General features: G+C 64.2%; 10 protein-coding genes. 2 read left to right on the forward strand and 8 right to left on the reverse strand.

All coding sequences use genetic code 11. The features are described 5' to 3' along the window. Nucleotides 1-65 precede the first annotated feature (65 nt). Complete coding sequence (locus MKI88_RS10040; RefSeq protein ID WP_241631215.1) at nucleotides 66-1,124, forward strand: DUF2332 domain-containing protein; 1,059 nt, start codon at nucleotides 66-68, stop codon at nucleotides 1,122-1,124. Between the two features lies 1 nt (nucleotide 1,125). Here MKI88_RS10040 and MKI88_RS10045 read toward each other — a convergent pair whose 3' ends face one another. From MKI88_RS10045 to MKI88_RS10080, 8 genes are all read right to left on the reverse strand, one after another. Next, nucleotides 1,126-2,436, reverse strand: coding sequence for an amidohydrolase (locus tag MKI88_RS10045; protein WP_241631216.1), 1,311 nt, complete (start codon nucleotides 2,434-2,436; stop codon nucleotides 1,126-1,128). Continuing rightward, on the reverse strand, nucleotides 2,433-4,160 hold the full coding sequence (locus tag MKI88_RS10050) for a DUF885 family protein (RefSeq protein WP_241631217.1): 1,728 nt from the start codon (nucleotides 4,158-4,160) through the stop codon (nucleotides 2,433-2,435). The genes MKI88_RS10045 and MKI88_RS10050 overlap by 4 nt, the downstream gene beginning before the upstream one ends. Before the next feature lie 62 nt (nucleotides 4,161-4,222). Then, a complete protein-coding gene (locus MKI88_RS10055) occupies nucleotides 4,223-6,451 on the reverse strand; it encodes a TonB-dependent receptor (RefSeq protein WP_241631218.1) in 2,229 nt (742 codons plus the stop codon). Nucleotides 6,452-6,510: 59 nt separating this feature from the next. Beyond that, nucleotides 6,511-8,169 carry an amidohydrolase family protein gene (locus MKI88_RS10060; protein WP_241631219.1) on the reverse strand — a complete coding sequence of 553 codons (1,659 nt, stop codon included), beginning with the start codon at nucleotides 8,167-8,169 and terminating at the stop codon, nucleotides 6,511-6,513. Continuing rightward, nucleotides 8,160-10,097 (reverse strand): serine hydrolase, encoded by a 1,938-nt coding sequence (locus MKI88_RS10065; protein WP_241631220.1) that lies wholly within the window; start codon nucleotides 10,095-10,097, stop codon nucleotides 8,160-8,162. Before MKI88_RS10065 ends, MKI88_RS10060 begins: the two co-directional genes overlap by 10 nt. Next, on the reverse strand, nucleotides 10,097-11,386 hold the full coding sequence (locus tag MKI88_RS10070) for a peptide MFS transporter (RefSeq protein WP_241631221.1): 1,290 nt from the start codon (nucleotides 11,384-11,386) through the stop codon (nucleotides 10,097-10,099). The genes MKI88_RS10065 and MKI88_RS10070 overlap by 1 nt, the downstream gene beginning before the upstream one ends. Further along, nucleotides 11,383-12,402 carry a DUF1611 domain-containing protein gene (locus tag MKI88_RS10075; RefSeq protein ID WP_241631222.1) on the reverse strand — a complete coding sequence of 340 codons (1,020 nt, stop codon included), beginning with the start codon at nucleotides 12,400-12,402 and terminating at the stop codon, nucleotides 11,383-11,385. Before MKI88_RS10075 ends, MKI88_RS10070 begins: the two co-directional genes overlap by 4 nt. Then, complete coding sequence (locus MKI88_RS10080; RefSeq protein WP_241631223.1) at nucleotides 12,399-13,427, reverse strand: dipeptide epimerase; 1,029 nt, start codon at nucleotides 13,425-13,427, stop codon at nucleotides 12,399-12,401. The genes MKI88_RS10075 and MKI88_RS10080 overlap by 4 nt, the downstream gene beginning before the upstream one ends. Nucleotides 13,428-13,996: 569 nt before the next feature. Here MKI88_RS10080 and MKI88_RS10085 point away from each other — a divergent pair. Continuing rightward, nucleotides 13,997-14,827, forward strand: a complete 831-nt coding sequence (locus tag MKI88_RS10085; RefSeq protein WP_241631224.1) for an outer membrane beta-barrel protein — start codon at nucleotides 13,997-13,999, stop codon at nucleotides 14,825-14,827. Nucleotides 14,828-14,895 lie beyond the last annotated feature (68 nt).

Genomic DNA, 14,895 nt, shown 5'->3' on the forward strand with positions numbered 1-14,895 from the left:
GAGCCATTTCCTCAGATCCATGATTTCGCCGCCCCCAAATGTCAGCAGCGGCAAGGAAATTCAGAATGCATATGATCGGCCGTCGCGTAAATGACGGTGAACTTGGGCGCCAGGCCGTGGTCGCGCGTGAACTTGGCTCGCCCTTCGTAGCCGCGGTCCTTGAAGCCGCCCAACGTCAGCTTGGTCGCGCTCCGATGACCGCCGCGCTGATCGCGCGTTGGTCGGGAGACCCTTCCGCGGCGGCGCTGGCCATGCGGTTCAATGCAGCGCTCCACGCGCTCGCCCGGCGCGACGCCGCGCCTGAACTCAGTGCACTCTATCAACGCCGTCACGACGATTATGACGGCGCCATCGGTGCGGTGCTCGCCGCCGAAGATGATTTTATTGCCGAATGGATGTGCGATACGCCGCAGACCAACGAGGTCGGCCGCGCCGCTGCGATCGGCGCGGCGCTCATGGTGACCCGGCGCAACACGGGACTACCGTTCGAGCTTCTCGAACTCGGTTCAAGCTGCGGGCTCAATCTCAATCTCGCGCGCTATGCCTATGACTTCGACGGCACGGCGGCGGGCATCGCTGACTCGCCGGTTCGTATCGCACCGGCCTGGCACGGATCACCGCCGATCCTTGCGCCCATCGAGGTTGTCGCTGCGCGCGGGGTCGACCTGAATCCGCTCGATGCGGGCGACGAAGTCACGCGCGAACGCCTCCTCTCCTATGTCTGGGCCGACCAGCCGCAGCGCGCCGGACGGCTCGAGCAGGCGCTGGCGCTCGCCAGGCTTCACCCGCCGCGCGTCGATCAGGGCAACGCCGTCGCCTGGCTGGCGGAGCGCCTCGACGCACCGCAGCAGGCGGGCCTGTGCCGCGCGGTGTTTCACTCGATGGTCCTGCAATATCTTGGCGAAGAAGATCGCCAGGCCATTGCGGCCATGATCCGCCGAACCGGCGCCCGCGCAACGACCGAACGCCCGCTTGCCTGGATCGGCTTCGAATGGACGCCGACGCGCAGCGAAGTGCAGCTCACGCTCAGCTGCTGGCCGACCGGCGAGACATATGTGCTCGCGAAATGTCATGCCTATGGCGACTGGATCGATTGGCAACTGACCCTGCCCCCAACATCGTAAATCAGTCGCCCCGGAGGAAATCGACGGCCAGCGCCGAAAGCGCCCTGACGCCCTGCGCCAATGCACCATCATCGACCTGAAACTGGGGCGAATGATTGGGCGCCGCGCTTCCGATCTTGTCCGACGGAGTGACGCCCAGAAAGAAAAACAGTCCTGGAATTTTTTCCTGATAGAAGGAAAAATCCTCAGAGGCGCTCGATCTTGCACCTTCACCCCATGCATCCCCGGCCACCTGTTTCAAGGCGCCGGACATGCGTTCGACCAGTGCGTCGTCATTGACCGTTGGCCGATAGAGTTCGATCACCGCTGTATCCGCGGTTCCTCCTCCGCTCGCCGCGATATCCTTCGCCGTACGCGCAAGGCGGGTGCGAATGTCGGCCTGCACCGCCCGATCATAAGTACGCACGGTGCCTTCCATCGTCACACTGTCGGGGATGATGTTGATGCGGTTGCCGCCGTGAATCTGGCCGATCGAGATGACCGAGGGTTCTCGGGTGATGTCGAGCTGGCGGCTCGCGATCGTCTGGATACCCAGCACGACCTGCGAGGCCAGGACGATCGGATCAATCCCGGTCCACGGCATCGCACCGTGTGCCTGGCGTCCGTTGACGGTGATCGCAAAACGATCGGCGCCCGCCATCGCCGCCCCCTTCTTCCATGTAAGATGGCCGGCAGGCGTAGCGGATGTGACATGAAGACCGAATATCGCGTCGACCTTGGGGTTTTCGAGTACCCCTTCGCGGATCATGCGTCTGGCGCCCCAGTCGCGAACGCCGTCGGGCGTGAAGTCGGCGGGCGTCTCCTCCGCCGGCTGGAAGATGAACTTGACGGTCCCGTGCAGGTCGTTCCGCATTCCGGCAAGGACTTCAGCGGCCGCCATCAGGATCGCCACGTGCGCGTCGTGTCCGCACGCGTGCATCACGTCTACTGCTACGCCCTGGTGCATCCCCTTTGCCTTTGACGCATAGGGCAGCCCGGTCTGCTCGGCGACAGGCAGCGCGTCCATATCGGCGCGCAAGGCCACGACGGGTCCCGGCTTGCCGCCCCGCAAAAGGGCTACGACGCCCGTGCCCGCCACGCCGGACCTGACTTCGAGCCCCAGCGCGCGCAAATGCCGTGCAACCAGCGCCGCCGTGCGCGATTCCGCATTTCCGAGCTCAGGATTGGCATGGATGTCGCGACGCCAGCCAATCATGCGCGGTTCGATCGCGCGCGTCCGGGCGTCGATATCGCTCAGAACCGCGTCCGGCATTTCCGCCTTCGCGGTCGTGGCGGACAAGGTAGCAAGCAGCAGGAGCGCGGCGCGGATCATCGCGTCGCCTCCTGCTTGATCCAGTGCATTACCCGGGTCCTGAGCAGCGCGAGCGGTACGGCGCCGCCGTCAAGCACTTGTCCATGGAAGCGCTGCAGGTCGAACCGGGAGCCGAGGACGCGTTCAGCCTCCCGGCGCAGCGCCACGATTTCGAGGGCGCCGCTGTCATAGGCTGTCATCTGCCCGGGCATCGCGGCGATCCGATCGACCATCGCGTCGGCTTCCGCAGGGCCGAAGCGGCCGCTTTCCACAATCAGCGCGACGGCCTCGGCGCGCGTCCAGCCGAACACATGGAGCCCCGGATCGGCGACCATGCCGCGTCCCGGCCACACACGGCGCGCAACCCTCGCATAGGGGGTGACATATGCATCGGCTTCTTCCGCGAGCGCTTCGCCATAACGCCCCCACCCTTCGAAATAGGCGGCATTGCCAGCGATCCGGGAAAGCCGATCGGGTGTCGCCAAACGCCGCGCGAGAACCGTCTGCAGGTGATGGCCCGGCGCGGCTTCGTGCATGGCGGTCACTTCGGCATCGCCGCGCGATGTCTGTGCCCATTGCTCGGACGCGGCGCGATAGGTCGCGGGCGTGCCCGGATCCGGGGAGGGTTGATAGTGCGACGGTATCCCCGAGCCACGCTGAAATGTGGGAAGCGGTTCGACAGTGATTGCCTGATCGACGGGTGCTGCGAACAGGCGCGCCGACTTTTCCCTACCGCGTGCCACTGCGCTGCGCAGGAAGGAAAGCAAATCGCCTTCGGATGCGAAACGATTGTCGCCGGCGGCGTTGGTCTTGCGGATCGTGTCCGCAAAGTCGGTGGCGCCGAGCCGATCACGACCGATTTGCGCGACCTCCGCCATATTGGCCGCGACGGTTTTGCGGCCGAGTTCGAATACGCCCTGCGCATCGCGATCCAGCGTCGTATAGGCGCGCAGATGGGCTTCATAGCACGCCCGGCCGTCAGGCAAGGCCGACAACCCGAGGGTTTCGCGCGCTTTTGGAAGATACTCGCTGCGCAGGAAATCCCTGTACCTGACAAGCGCCGGACGCGTCGCCCCGTCATATTGCGCCCGCAGCGCGCTGGCGAATGTGGCATCGCTGGCGCGCGCTGCAGGCGACAATAGTACCGCCTGATCAGCCGGCGCCGAAAGCGCCTTGTCCAGTTGCTGGAGCACACGCTCCACCACAGGGCGCGGGACCGAATAGCCACGGCCCAGTCCCTCGCGCAGATTGGCGATTTCAATATCGACAAAGCGCGGCAGGCCCGCCCACATCGTCAGCGCATGCGCCCGCTGTGCGCCGGTCGCCACCGGCTGACTCGCGGCAAAGGCGGCGAGTCCGATTTGCCATCCCTGCATATGGCTGACGTTCCAATAGGCGCGTCGGCATATCCGCAGGCCCTTTTCCGCCTCGATCAGTTCGCGCAGCGTTTCGTAGCGCGCGCGCTGAACGGGCATGGAAAGCGAAGCGGGGTCGATCTTTTCCAGCCGGTGCGCGATCGCGTCCTCGCGCGCGTCAAAGCGTGCCAGCGCCTCTGGCGATCGATCGGGCAGAAGCGCCGCGCCGGGATCGACCAGCCCGCTCGCGATCCCCGACATGGGATCGCGCGACAGTCGCACATCGACATAGGCGTCCGCCACGGCATCGATGGTCTCCGCCGCGGACGCCGCCGTACAGACGTGCGACACGCTTGCGATGAATGCGAGAGCCAGTCGCGTGCGCATCATTCAATTCCTTACATATGTGCAGATGACGGGGCGCGGCGGCCCAACGCCGCGCCCACCATCGTTCAGAAGCTCGCGTTCGCGCTAAGCCCCACGACGCGCGGCTGGTTGATAATGAGCTGCCCCGGCAGTGCCGCGCCGATATATTCGCGTCGATCGGCCAGGTTGCGCGCGAAGAGCTGAACGCTCCAGTTCTTGTTGGACAGGCCGATATGCGCGTCGAGGATGCCGTAACTGTCGTAGCGGATGAAGTCCGTCGCGCTCTCGAAGCTGCCGGTCGTACCGCTGCGGAAGCGATAACCCGCACCGACATTCAGATCGAAATCGGCAAAGGCCGGAACCGTATAATCGACGGTCGCCGAAGCGTTCCACTTGGGCACGAACGGCACCCGATCGCCGGCGTGTCCGCCAATCGACGGGGCATCAGCGGTCAATTTCGCATCGGTGTAGGATGCGTTGAATCCGACTGTCAGACCGGCCGTCGGCATCACAACGGTTGAAAGCTCAAAGCCCTGGCTTCGCGCGGTCCGACCATTGCCGAGCCCCTGGACGCCCCCGAACACCTGCGTGATCTGGATATCGTCCCAGTCGATGTAGAACACATCGGCGTCGATCGAGAGCGTGCGATCGAGCCAGAAGCCCTTGATCCCGGCTTCGTAGTTGACGACGGTGTCGGCGTCATAGGTTGCCGGCACGCTCTGGCCGGGGAAAACGACGTTCGGCCCACCGGGTCGATATCCGCTGGCGACACGCGCGTAGAGCATGACGTCGTCATCGAGATGGTAACGCGGGCTGATCGCGAAGGTCGTGACGTTCTCGCTCGATCCGCCGGTGCCGTTGGTCCCGGCGGGACCAAAGAGCAGGCCTCGCGAGACCTGCTGTGACCGCTGGCTGTTATGGCTATAGCGAAGGCCTGCGGTGACATCGAAACGTTCGGTGAAGCGATAGGTGAGATCGCCGAATATCGCGGTCTCTTCGTAACGGGACGGTGCCGCGACGGTCGCGAGAGCTCCGACCGCGCCGATCGGGCCAGGTATTGCGCCGCCCGTTGGCGTAACGGCAGTCAGGACCTGGTTGTTGGTATTGTCTTCATGCGTGTAATAGCCGCCGATGAGCCATTCGACGCTGCCCCCCGATGGCGACGCAAGCCGCAGTTCCTGCGTGAACTTCTCCGACGCCTGGGCCACGTTGATCGTCGTACCGAGCGGAATACGGAGGATGGGCTGGAGGATCGGGCGGTACAGCACAGAATTGTCGGTGGCGGTACGTGTCCGGCTTTTGGAAAGGCTGGTGTCCGAGGTCAGCGATGCAAAGCCGACATCCCAATCGATATTGGCGCTGTAGATCTCGACATGCTGCGCGAAGGTGCCGGGGATGATGTTGGCATGGGCATAGGCGCCGTACACGGGCGCACGGTCGGATGCGCGCTTTGATGTCGAGGGTGCGACATTGATGATCGAACTGTCGCGACTGTGCAGCGTCTGCAGCGCGGCGGACAGCCGCACGGTCAGCGTATCACCCGCCCGCGCGAGAAGCGACACACGCGCGCCCTCCTGCTTGTCCGAATTGCTGTCGGCCTTGTCACCGACGCGGTCTACATAGCCCGGATTGTTTTGCAGATAGCCACTCGCGCGCAGGGCAAGAACGTCAGAGACGATGGGCAGGTTGACGGCCCCTCGCACCGTGAAATCCTCACCCCCATGCGCGACGCTGCGCCCTTCGACGCCGAAACGCGCTTCCACGTCGTCGGTATCGGGCGCGCGGGTCACGTATTTCAGGAGCCCGCCGATCGTGCTGGCCCCGTAAAGCGTACCCTGCGGCCCGCGCAGAATCTCGACCCGCTCGATATCATAGGGCATCAGATCGAGCGCGAAGCGCCCCTGCCCGCGCGCGGTTCCGTAGGGCGTATCGTCGACATAGACGCCGACCGTGGCGGTCGCGGTCGATCCCGTGGTGAGGCCGCGCAGGATGAGGTGGTTCTGACCGGGCGCCGAACCGGCGGTCGTCGTCAGGCCCGGAACATAACCCGCATAGTCCGCGATCTGGCTGGACGACGTCGCTTCCAGCCGGTCTCCGCCCAGCACCGTGATGGAGCTCGGCACATCCTTGACCGACGCCTCGCGCTTTTCCGCGGTGACGATGATGTCAGGAATCCCTTCCGCGCTCGCGGCCGCATCGGCGGGCTGTGCATCTTGCGCCCAAAGCGGCGTGTGCGCGCTCAGCGCCAGCAAGGCGATGCGCGCAAGATGAACCTTGCCTCGGCTCGTCGCGGTATTTTTCGCGTGATGCGTCATAGTAAATGCCCCTCTCGGTCTTGTTGTCGGTGTCTTCTGGAGCGTGATTGCCGCCCCGGTCAGTCGGCCGGCGCCTTGTAGCCTGCGCCTCGGATCACTTTTCCCGGCGTTGCGCCGGTGTATTTTCCGTGCTCGAGCACGAGTTCGCCATTGACGAGGACGTAGTCGATCCCGGTCGGAATGGCGGTTGGCTGGTCCCAGCTGGCCCGGTCGTCGAGCCGGTCGAGATCGAAGATTGTGAGGTCTCCCCAGTATCCCGCACGAACGAGCCCGCGATCGGCGAGCTTCATCCGGCGCGCGGACAGACCGGTCATGCGATGGACGGCCTGGGGCAGCGTGAGCAGTTTGGAGCGCTTCACATATTCGGCGACGATGCGCGGAAATGTTCCATAGGCGCGCGGATGCGGCAGCCCGAGCGCGTCCACCAGCCCCGCACCGGCAGCGGCCGCGGCGTCGCTGCCAATCGTCGTCCACGGATAGGAAAGCGCGGTGCGGATATCGGCTTCTGCGGTCAGGAAAAACAGCGCCATCGCCCTGTGTGGCTGGGCCTTGGCCATAATCTCCCAGGAAAGCTCGGTCGGGTCGCGGCCAAGTTCGTTGGCAATATCCAGCATGCTGCGGCCATGAAACCGGCGGAACTCTTCGCTGTGACTGTTCGCGAGGATAACACCCTTCCATCCCCCCGACGCCTCGACCAGATTGGCCCAGCCGGGGAGCGAGCCTGCCGCAATCTCCCGCTTCAGCCTGTCCCGGATCGCCGGATCGGCCAGCTTTTCGCCAACCTTGGCGATGCCGTCGCGGAACACCCAGGTTGGAAGCGTCGCTTCGAGCCCGGTTCCACCCGCGATATAGGGATAGATGTTCGCCCAGACGTCGACGCCGCGGCTGCGCGCTGCTTCAACATGTGCGCCCGCCTCGGGCAAAAGCCGGCCCCAGCCCGGCTGATATGCCCCCTTGAAGTGGAAGATCTCGACGGAGGCTCCTGAACGCTCGCCGATCGCTATGGCCTCGTCGACAGCCGTGACCAGCCCGGCGCTCTCGTCACGAACATGGCTGCCATAGATTCCGCCATAGCGCGCGGCTACCTTCGCGAGCGCGACCAGTTCGTCAGTCGTCTGGAAAGCGGCGGGTCGATAGATCAGAGCGTTGGCGACGCCAAGCGCCCCCCCCTCCATTGCTGCGGCAACGCGCCCCTCCATCGCGCGCATCTGGTCGGCACTCGGCGTACCTGCCCCGTCACCCATCACCTCGATCCGGGCTTGCGTGGTGCCATAATAGCTGCCGAAATTGACCGCGATCCCCTTCGCCTCGAATGCCGAGAGCCACGCATCGGTTTGCGCCGCGGGCACGGGCGTCCCGGCCTCGCCGCCGAGGAGCGTGGTGACACCCATCTGGAGCTTGTTAAGCGCCGAACCATCGGTCGACAGGACCCTGCCCGACTGGTCGAGCATGTCGATCCACCCGGGACTGACATATCGTCCGCTGGCATCGATCTCCCTGGCACCCTTGTCGCGAACGCGGCCAATTCTGACCAACCGCCCGTCCTTTATCGCGACGTCGGCACGGATCGGCGGCGCGCCCGTCCCGTCAATCACCTGACCGCCGCGAATTACGATGTCGTAGCGAACGTTCGTGGATCTCGCCTGCGCCGAATTCGTCAGCGCGAGGATCGAAGCGATCGTCAGGCTGCAGCGCAGCACCGTGCGGATCATGCCCATGAAGACAGCCCTCCCCATGCGCCAACCAGCGCGCCAAATGAAAGAAAAAGGAGCATCGAAACGCTGTGTCTGAGCTTGCGCCACCGGGCCCATCCAGCGCCTTTCCAGACCAGCGGCAGCGCCACCACCGATAGCGCCGCTATGATCGTCGCATTCAGCGCCATGAGCGACGCGCCGGTGAGGAACGGCCCCGGAAAGCCGTAGACCAGTGTTTCGCGACTGCCCGCCGAAGCCCCCCAGAGCGCGAAGCAGAGACAGGATGCGAGCCACAAGCCGGCCGCAACCAACCCACCGAGAGCCGACAATTTCTGGCTCCGCGTCGATACCGGCGCCTGGCGGCGCCTGAGAATCGCGCGGATGACCGTGCCCCCTGCGACAACGAGCACGAGCACAGCCGCCAACGCCATCGTGCCGGGTGAATAGACGGCGCTCGCGCGCTCCATGACGCTCATCCCATTGGCGGTGACATAGCCGCTGACATTGCCCGACGCGTCGCGCCGGAATGACATGCGCTGGTCACCCGCGGCCGAGACGAAGCGGTCTGGCGCACCGTCGGGCACCCAGGCCGCGATCGCCGGGCCTGTTTGAGTGACGAGATATCCGGTCGGGGTGACGCGGACCGAAGCTGAGGAAGAGAGAAGCGATACGAATTGCTCCAGCCCCGAATAGGCGCGGCGGGACGTGAGGTAGGTGCCGGCATATGTCGCGCGCCGTGACGCGAGTCCTTGATCCCCGGCGCGATAGACTGGTGCACCGCCGCCGAAGCGCTGGGCGATCAGTTCGGGAAGCCTCGCCGCCAGCGCGCGCCCCGTGTCGGTGTTGGTGGTGACGAAGATGCCGATACCGAGTTCGGGGATCAGCACCATGTTGCTCAGGAAAAATCCCGTCGCACCCGCGTGCCCATATCCGGTCATGCCGTTGCCTAGCGGCGAGATCATGTAGCCGTGCGCCCAGGTCCGTCCGGCCGCCTGCCCCGGTATGGGAGCGCGGAACGCCGCGGCCGCCCGGGATCCGTAGAGCGAGGCGCCGTCCAGCATTCCGCCCGCCAGCTGGGCCTGCATATATCGCGCAATCGCCGCCGCCGATGCCGAGGCGCTGCCCGCAGGCGCGATGCGGCTGACATATTCGAAACCATGCGACTGAAAACTGCCCGCGCTCCATGTGTACCCGGTCGCGAGGCGCGCGGCGAGCGCGGGCGCCATCGGTGCGGGCAATCCAGTGCGTGAGGGATAGGGTTCGCGGAACGTCGCATCGCGCATGGCAAGCGGACGGAAAATTTCACGCTCCACCAGTGTCTGGAAGTCGACTCCCGAGATTCGCGCAACGATCGCGCCGGCAAGTGCTGCGCCATAATTGGAATAGGTGGGTGCTGCCGCCGGTTCGCGGACGCGACGCGGGCGGTGACGCGCCAGATAGTCCTCGAGCGGGATCACTTTGGCACCGTCGCCGACCAGCATGTGCCCCAGCCCGATATCCTCGAACCCCGCGGAATGCGCCATCAGGTCGATGACACGAACGGGGCGGCGAAAGCCATCGTCGGGCAGCTTCAGTGCTGGCGGAAGATAGTCGTTCACCGGCGCGTCGAGGCGCACACGTCCCCGCTCGACCTCGCGCATCAGCAATATCCAGGTGAAGGTCTTTGACAGCGAACCGATGCGGAACAGCGTGCGCGCGGGATCGACCGGCACGCTCCTGGCGACGTCCGCTTGACCATATCCCTTGAGCAACAGGGTCCGGTCCTGCGTGACCACAGCGACCGCGGCGCCTGCGATGTGCTCGCTTGCCATCGCATCGCGCATCACGCCGTCGACAAACAGCTCGAGGTCATGCGCCGCAATGGTCGTGCGAACTGGCGGTGCAGGCTGCGCCAGCGCCGGAGCCATGATCGCGCCAGACAGGACAGCCGCGATCCGTAGGACCAACTTCATCACCGCATCCTCCAATTGATGTCCCGCGACGCTTCGGCCCTCGACACCATTCCATCGAGCGCGGTCAGCAGTGCTGCGGAAAATGCCGCGAGCAGCGCCGCGCCGCCGAAGAACAGCGCAGGCTCCACTCTGCTCCAGAGCGTGCCGAACAGCCCCGCCAGCAGATTTCCGGCGAAACCGGCGAAGAACCATGTCGCGATCGCGGTCGCGGCGAATCCCGCGGGTGCCAGCCGCCCGAAGAGCCCCAGCCCCACCGGGAGAATGTGCAATTCGCCGGCGGTCAGGATCGCAAAGAACAGGGCAAGCCAGAGCCAGCTCGCGCGCGCGTCCCCCACCGCGCCAAGGCTGACCAGTACGAGCAGCAGATAGGCCCCCGCCACGATTGTCGCGCCACGCGCCATGCGCCGCGCGGTCGAGTGGGATGCGCCGGTGTCGCGGGTCCTCCACCACAGGATCAGCAAGGGCGTAAGCACGAACACGAGCAGCGGGTTCAGCGACTGGAACCAGGTCATCGGTATGGTCGCGTCGCCGATGCTGCGATCGACGCCCTGGTCGATCCAGAGCGCGACGGTGTTGCCCACCTGCTCATAGGACGTGCGGAATATGACCACCGCGGCCATCACCGCGATCAGCACCGCGAAACGACCGCGCACAGCATCGCCCGCGGCGCGGTCCGACGTGGGTTCCGCTTTGTCACGCACGCGCTCTGCTGGAAGATATCGGCTGCCCGCGAGATAGACGATCAGCCCCGTGACCATGCCGATCCCGGCAGCGCCGAACCCCCAGTGCCAGCCATAGGTTTCGCCGAGATATCCGCACCCCAGCGGCGCAAGAAACGCGCCCAGATTCACGCCGACATAGTAGATGTTGTAAGCGCTCGCGCGGCGCGCATCGGCAGGCGCGTACAAATCCTCGATCTGGCTCGGCAGGCTTGGCAGGAACAGCCCGTTGCCCAGCGCGATCACGCCGAGCGCCGGGAAGAAAAGCGTCTCGAAAGCCATCATGAAATGGCCCGCCGCCATGATCGATCCGCCGAGGACCACCGCCCGGCGGCGCCCCAGCCAGCGATCGGCGATGATCCCGCCGGCAATCGGCGTCAGATAGACGAAGGCGGTATAGGCGCCGTAGGTGAGCGAGGCCGCATCCTGCGGCATGAGGAGATGCTTGGTCATGTAATAGACGAGCAGGGCCCGCATTCCGTAGAACGAGAATTTCTCCCACATCTCGGTGCAAAAAAGGATCGCGAGCCCGCGTGGCTGGCCGAACCAGTCGGTCGCGGCCGGACTCATTGCCCCAGACATGCCGATACCAATCGATCGAATGCCGGGCCGCCACGAACCGGGTCCGCCACCGGCAGGCCCAGCCGCGCGCCTTCGGTTTCCATCAGGCGCTCGGCATCCTCCACCGAAAGTGCGGAGGTGTTGAAGCTTACGCCTGCACAACGGACCTGCGGGTTGACGCGGCGCGCCAATAGCAGGTTGGTTTCGATCGCCTCCTCCACGGTTGGCAGCGCGAAGCCCGCCGCGCCTACCATGTTGCGTCGGCCCGGCTCGTGGCAGACCACGACCACATCGGGCTGGCTGCCGTGGAGCAGCGCGAGCGAAACCCCCGCATAAGAAGGGTGAAACAGCGATCCCTGCCCCTCGATCACGTCCCAATGGTCGTCGGCGGCATCGGGCGTCAGCATTTCGGCGGCGCCCGCGCAGAAATCTGCGACCACGGCGTCCATCGGCATACCCCGGCCGGCGATCAGGATTCCCGTCTGGCCCGTGGCGCGAAAATCGGAGGCGATTCCGCGCCGACGAAACGCGCGATCGATTGCGAGCGCGGTGTATTTCTTGCCCAGCGCGCAATCGGTGCCAACGGTCAGCAACCGATTGCCCGTACGCTTGGCACCCGAAGCGACGCTGATACTGTTCGGCGGCCGGCGCACATCGATCAGTTGCCGCCCCTGACGCTCGGCCGCTTCTGCGAGCCGCGCGATGCTCGACAAGGGCACATGCATCCCGCTCACGATATCGAGCCCCGCGCCCAGCGCCTGCAACAGCCCGTCGATCCAGCTGTCCGGGATACCGCCTCCGGGCGTTGCGGCACCGATGACCATCGCACGGGCGCCGCCCGCACGCGCCTCCACAGGCGCCATCGCGGGCAAGCCGGTGGTCACTGCCGCGCCGGGCAGTCGATACTCGCCAATGCAGTGCTCGCTTGCCCAGTCTGCGAGACCAAGCGCGGTCTTCAGGAAAGCGCGTTCCCCAACGTCGCCGAGGAAGAGCAGATATGGCTGGGGCAGCGCGGCGATTGTCATGCGCCCTGCCCAGTCATGGTCGCACCGCCCCAGACCGCATCCCCGCAATGGATCTGGCCATCGCGATATGTGGCGCGCTCGGTGCGGTCCGACGTCAGATGGAGCGGCCCGTCGAGATCGACGACAGTCGATTGCTGACCGACGAGCCACGCGGGAGCCATCGCCAACGAGGTCCCGATCATGTTGCCGACCATGACCTGAAGGCCGAGCCGGCGCGCTTCATGCGCCATTGCGAGCGCCTCGGTAAGCCCGCCACACTTGTCGAGCTTGATGTTGATCACGTCGAACGACCCGGCGAATGCCGCCACATCCGCGAGCGTCTGGACGGTCTCATCGGCGGCGATCGCGATCGGGGAATCCAGCCCCTCCAGATCTGCTTCGCTGCCGACGGGCAGTGGCTGCTCGATCAGCGAGACGCCGGCATCGACCAGCACGGGTATGAGCCGCTCAAGGCCCGCGCGATCGAGCCCCTGATTGGCGTCCACCCCGATCCATGCTTCAGGGCGCGCTGCGCGCGCCGCCCTTACGCGCGCAGCATCGTCCTGGTCGCCGCAGAGTTTGAGTTTGAGCGCTGCAAAATCCGAAGCCCGGGCGCCCGCGCCGACCACCGCAGGCGCCTCCGCGCCGAAAGTGAAAGTAGTGATGAGCGCGCCGGGTTTTTCCAGTCCCGCGAGCCGCCACAGCGGGCAACCGGCACGCTTCGCCTCAAGATCCCACAGAGCACAATCCAGGGCGTTTCTGGCGCCACCCGCAGGAAGAATATGCTGCAGTTCTTCGCGACCGATACCCGCTTCGATCGCGCCCCTGACCCGCTCGATGCGTTCAACCATCGCAGTGACATCGTCTCCGCGGTAATAGACGCCGGCAGCCTCTCCACGTCCGACAAGATCACCGTCATGAAGCGCAACGACGAGCGCCTGATGTTGCGAAAAGACGTGGCCCGAAATCCTGAAGGGCGCCTTCAGATTCCACTGCTCAACAGCCAGCTCCAACCGGATGCCATGATGTTTGTCGGCGCTCGACATTGCACTCCCCAAGCTGTCACTTTCTCGATGGAAGTGACGTCATCCTGGGAAGGACATATTTCTCCGTTTAGAAATAGGTCAACGAAAGTTTCGACACATCATTGTAAAGTTTTCCAAATAGAGAATTGATAGAGTGACGTTATTGATCCGCTTTTCAATGACGTCTGCGCGGCGTCATCTTGCTTCGGATATTTTTAAGCGGCGATCTTGTTTGCCATTACGAACGAAGATTCTGGTCATGACCCCGTTCTGAATGATTATCACGCCGCGCGAATCCGACGGCGGGCAATTTCACGAATCGGGCATGTTCGCCGGCTTGAAAAAGGTCCTGCCGCAGCACCACCGCACGCCGCACTCCGATCACCCGATGCACCGAAGCAAGGTCGGTCAGGTCGGTGTGTGGAATCCGCCACAGCGACGATCCGGAAGCACCACGTATTTGTCCTTATTATGCAAAAGACGCTTTAGTGATAATGTCTTCGGTGATAATGTCCTTGTTAAAGACGAGACTTCCGTAGTGCCGGCCAGTACCGGGCCGTCAGAGCCTGATCAACAGGGGGAGATGGTCGATGATCATGTTGACAGTAAAGCGCGTGATGGTTGCCGCCGTACTTGGCGGGGTTTTCGGAGCGACGTCAGCAAATGCTCAGGCCCTGGACGACAAGTTCTGGATTGAAGGGTCTGCCTATTTCCCAAAAGTCGATACGGACATCAGAGTATCGTCGCTTACAGACAACACCGTAGGAACAGAGATCGACCTCGAATCCGATCTGGGCCTCGACAATGATTCCACTCTGCCCGCGGTATTCGCGGGTGTTCGTCTGGGGAGCAATTTCTCGATCGGCGCCGAATATTATTCGCTGGGACGCGATGGAACTGTCAATCTTGCGCGTGATATCGTCTTTGACGACGTCACATATCCCGCCACCGCGAGTATAACGAGCAAGTTCAATACCGATGTGTATCGGCTTACGCTCGGATATGCTTTCGTGCGCGAGGACAATTTCGAAATTGGCGCCGCGCTGGGGTTGCATGCGACCGATTTCGAGATTCAGATTGAGGGTATCGGAAATGTCGGGGGAGCAACCGGACAGTTCGAGTCACGCCGTCGCTCCGCGCTCGCGCCACTTCCGACGGTCGGACTGTTCGGCGCATATGAGATCATGCCCAAGCTGACCCTGACCGGGCGTATCGACTATCTGTCCCTGTCGATTGACGATTATGATGGCCGCCTCATCAACACCCAGGCTGCGTTGACCTATCGCGTATTCAAGAATGTCGGCATCGGCGCAATGTATCGCTATGTCGACTATCGGCTCGATGTCGAAAAGCCCGAATGGGAGGGACGGATCGCTTACGAGTTCAAGGGGCCTGCGATCTTTCTCCAGGTCGGATTTTAAGCACGCCTGAAAGCGGCCCCGGCCTGCGCGCTGGGGAACCGCGAAGGACCGTTCACCTTCCCTTGAAC

Source organism: Sphingomonas sp. LaA6.9 (assembly GCF_022601895.1).
In the GTDB taxonomy this organism is placed as follows: Bacteria; Pseudomonadota; Alphaproteobacteria; order Sphingomonadales; family Sphingomonadaceae; genus Sphingobium_A.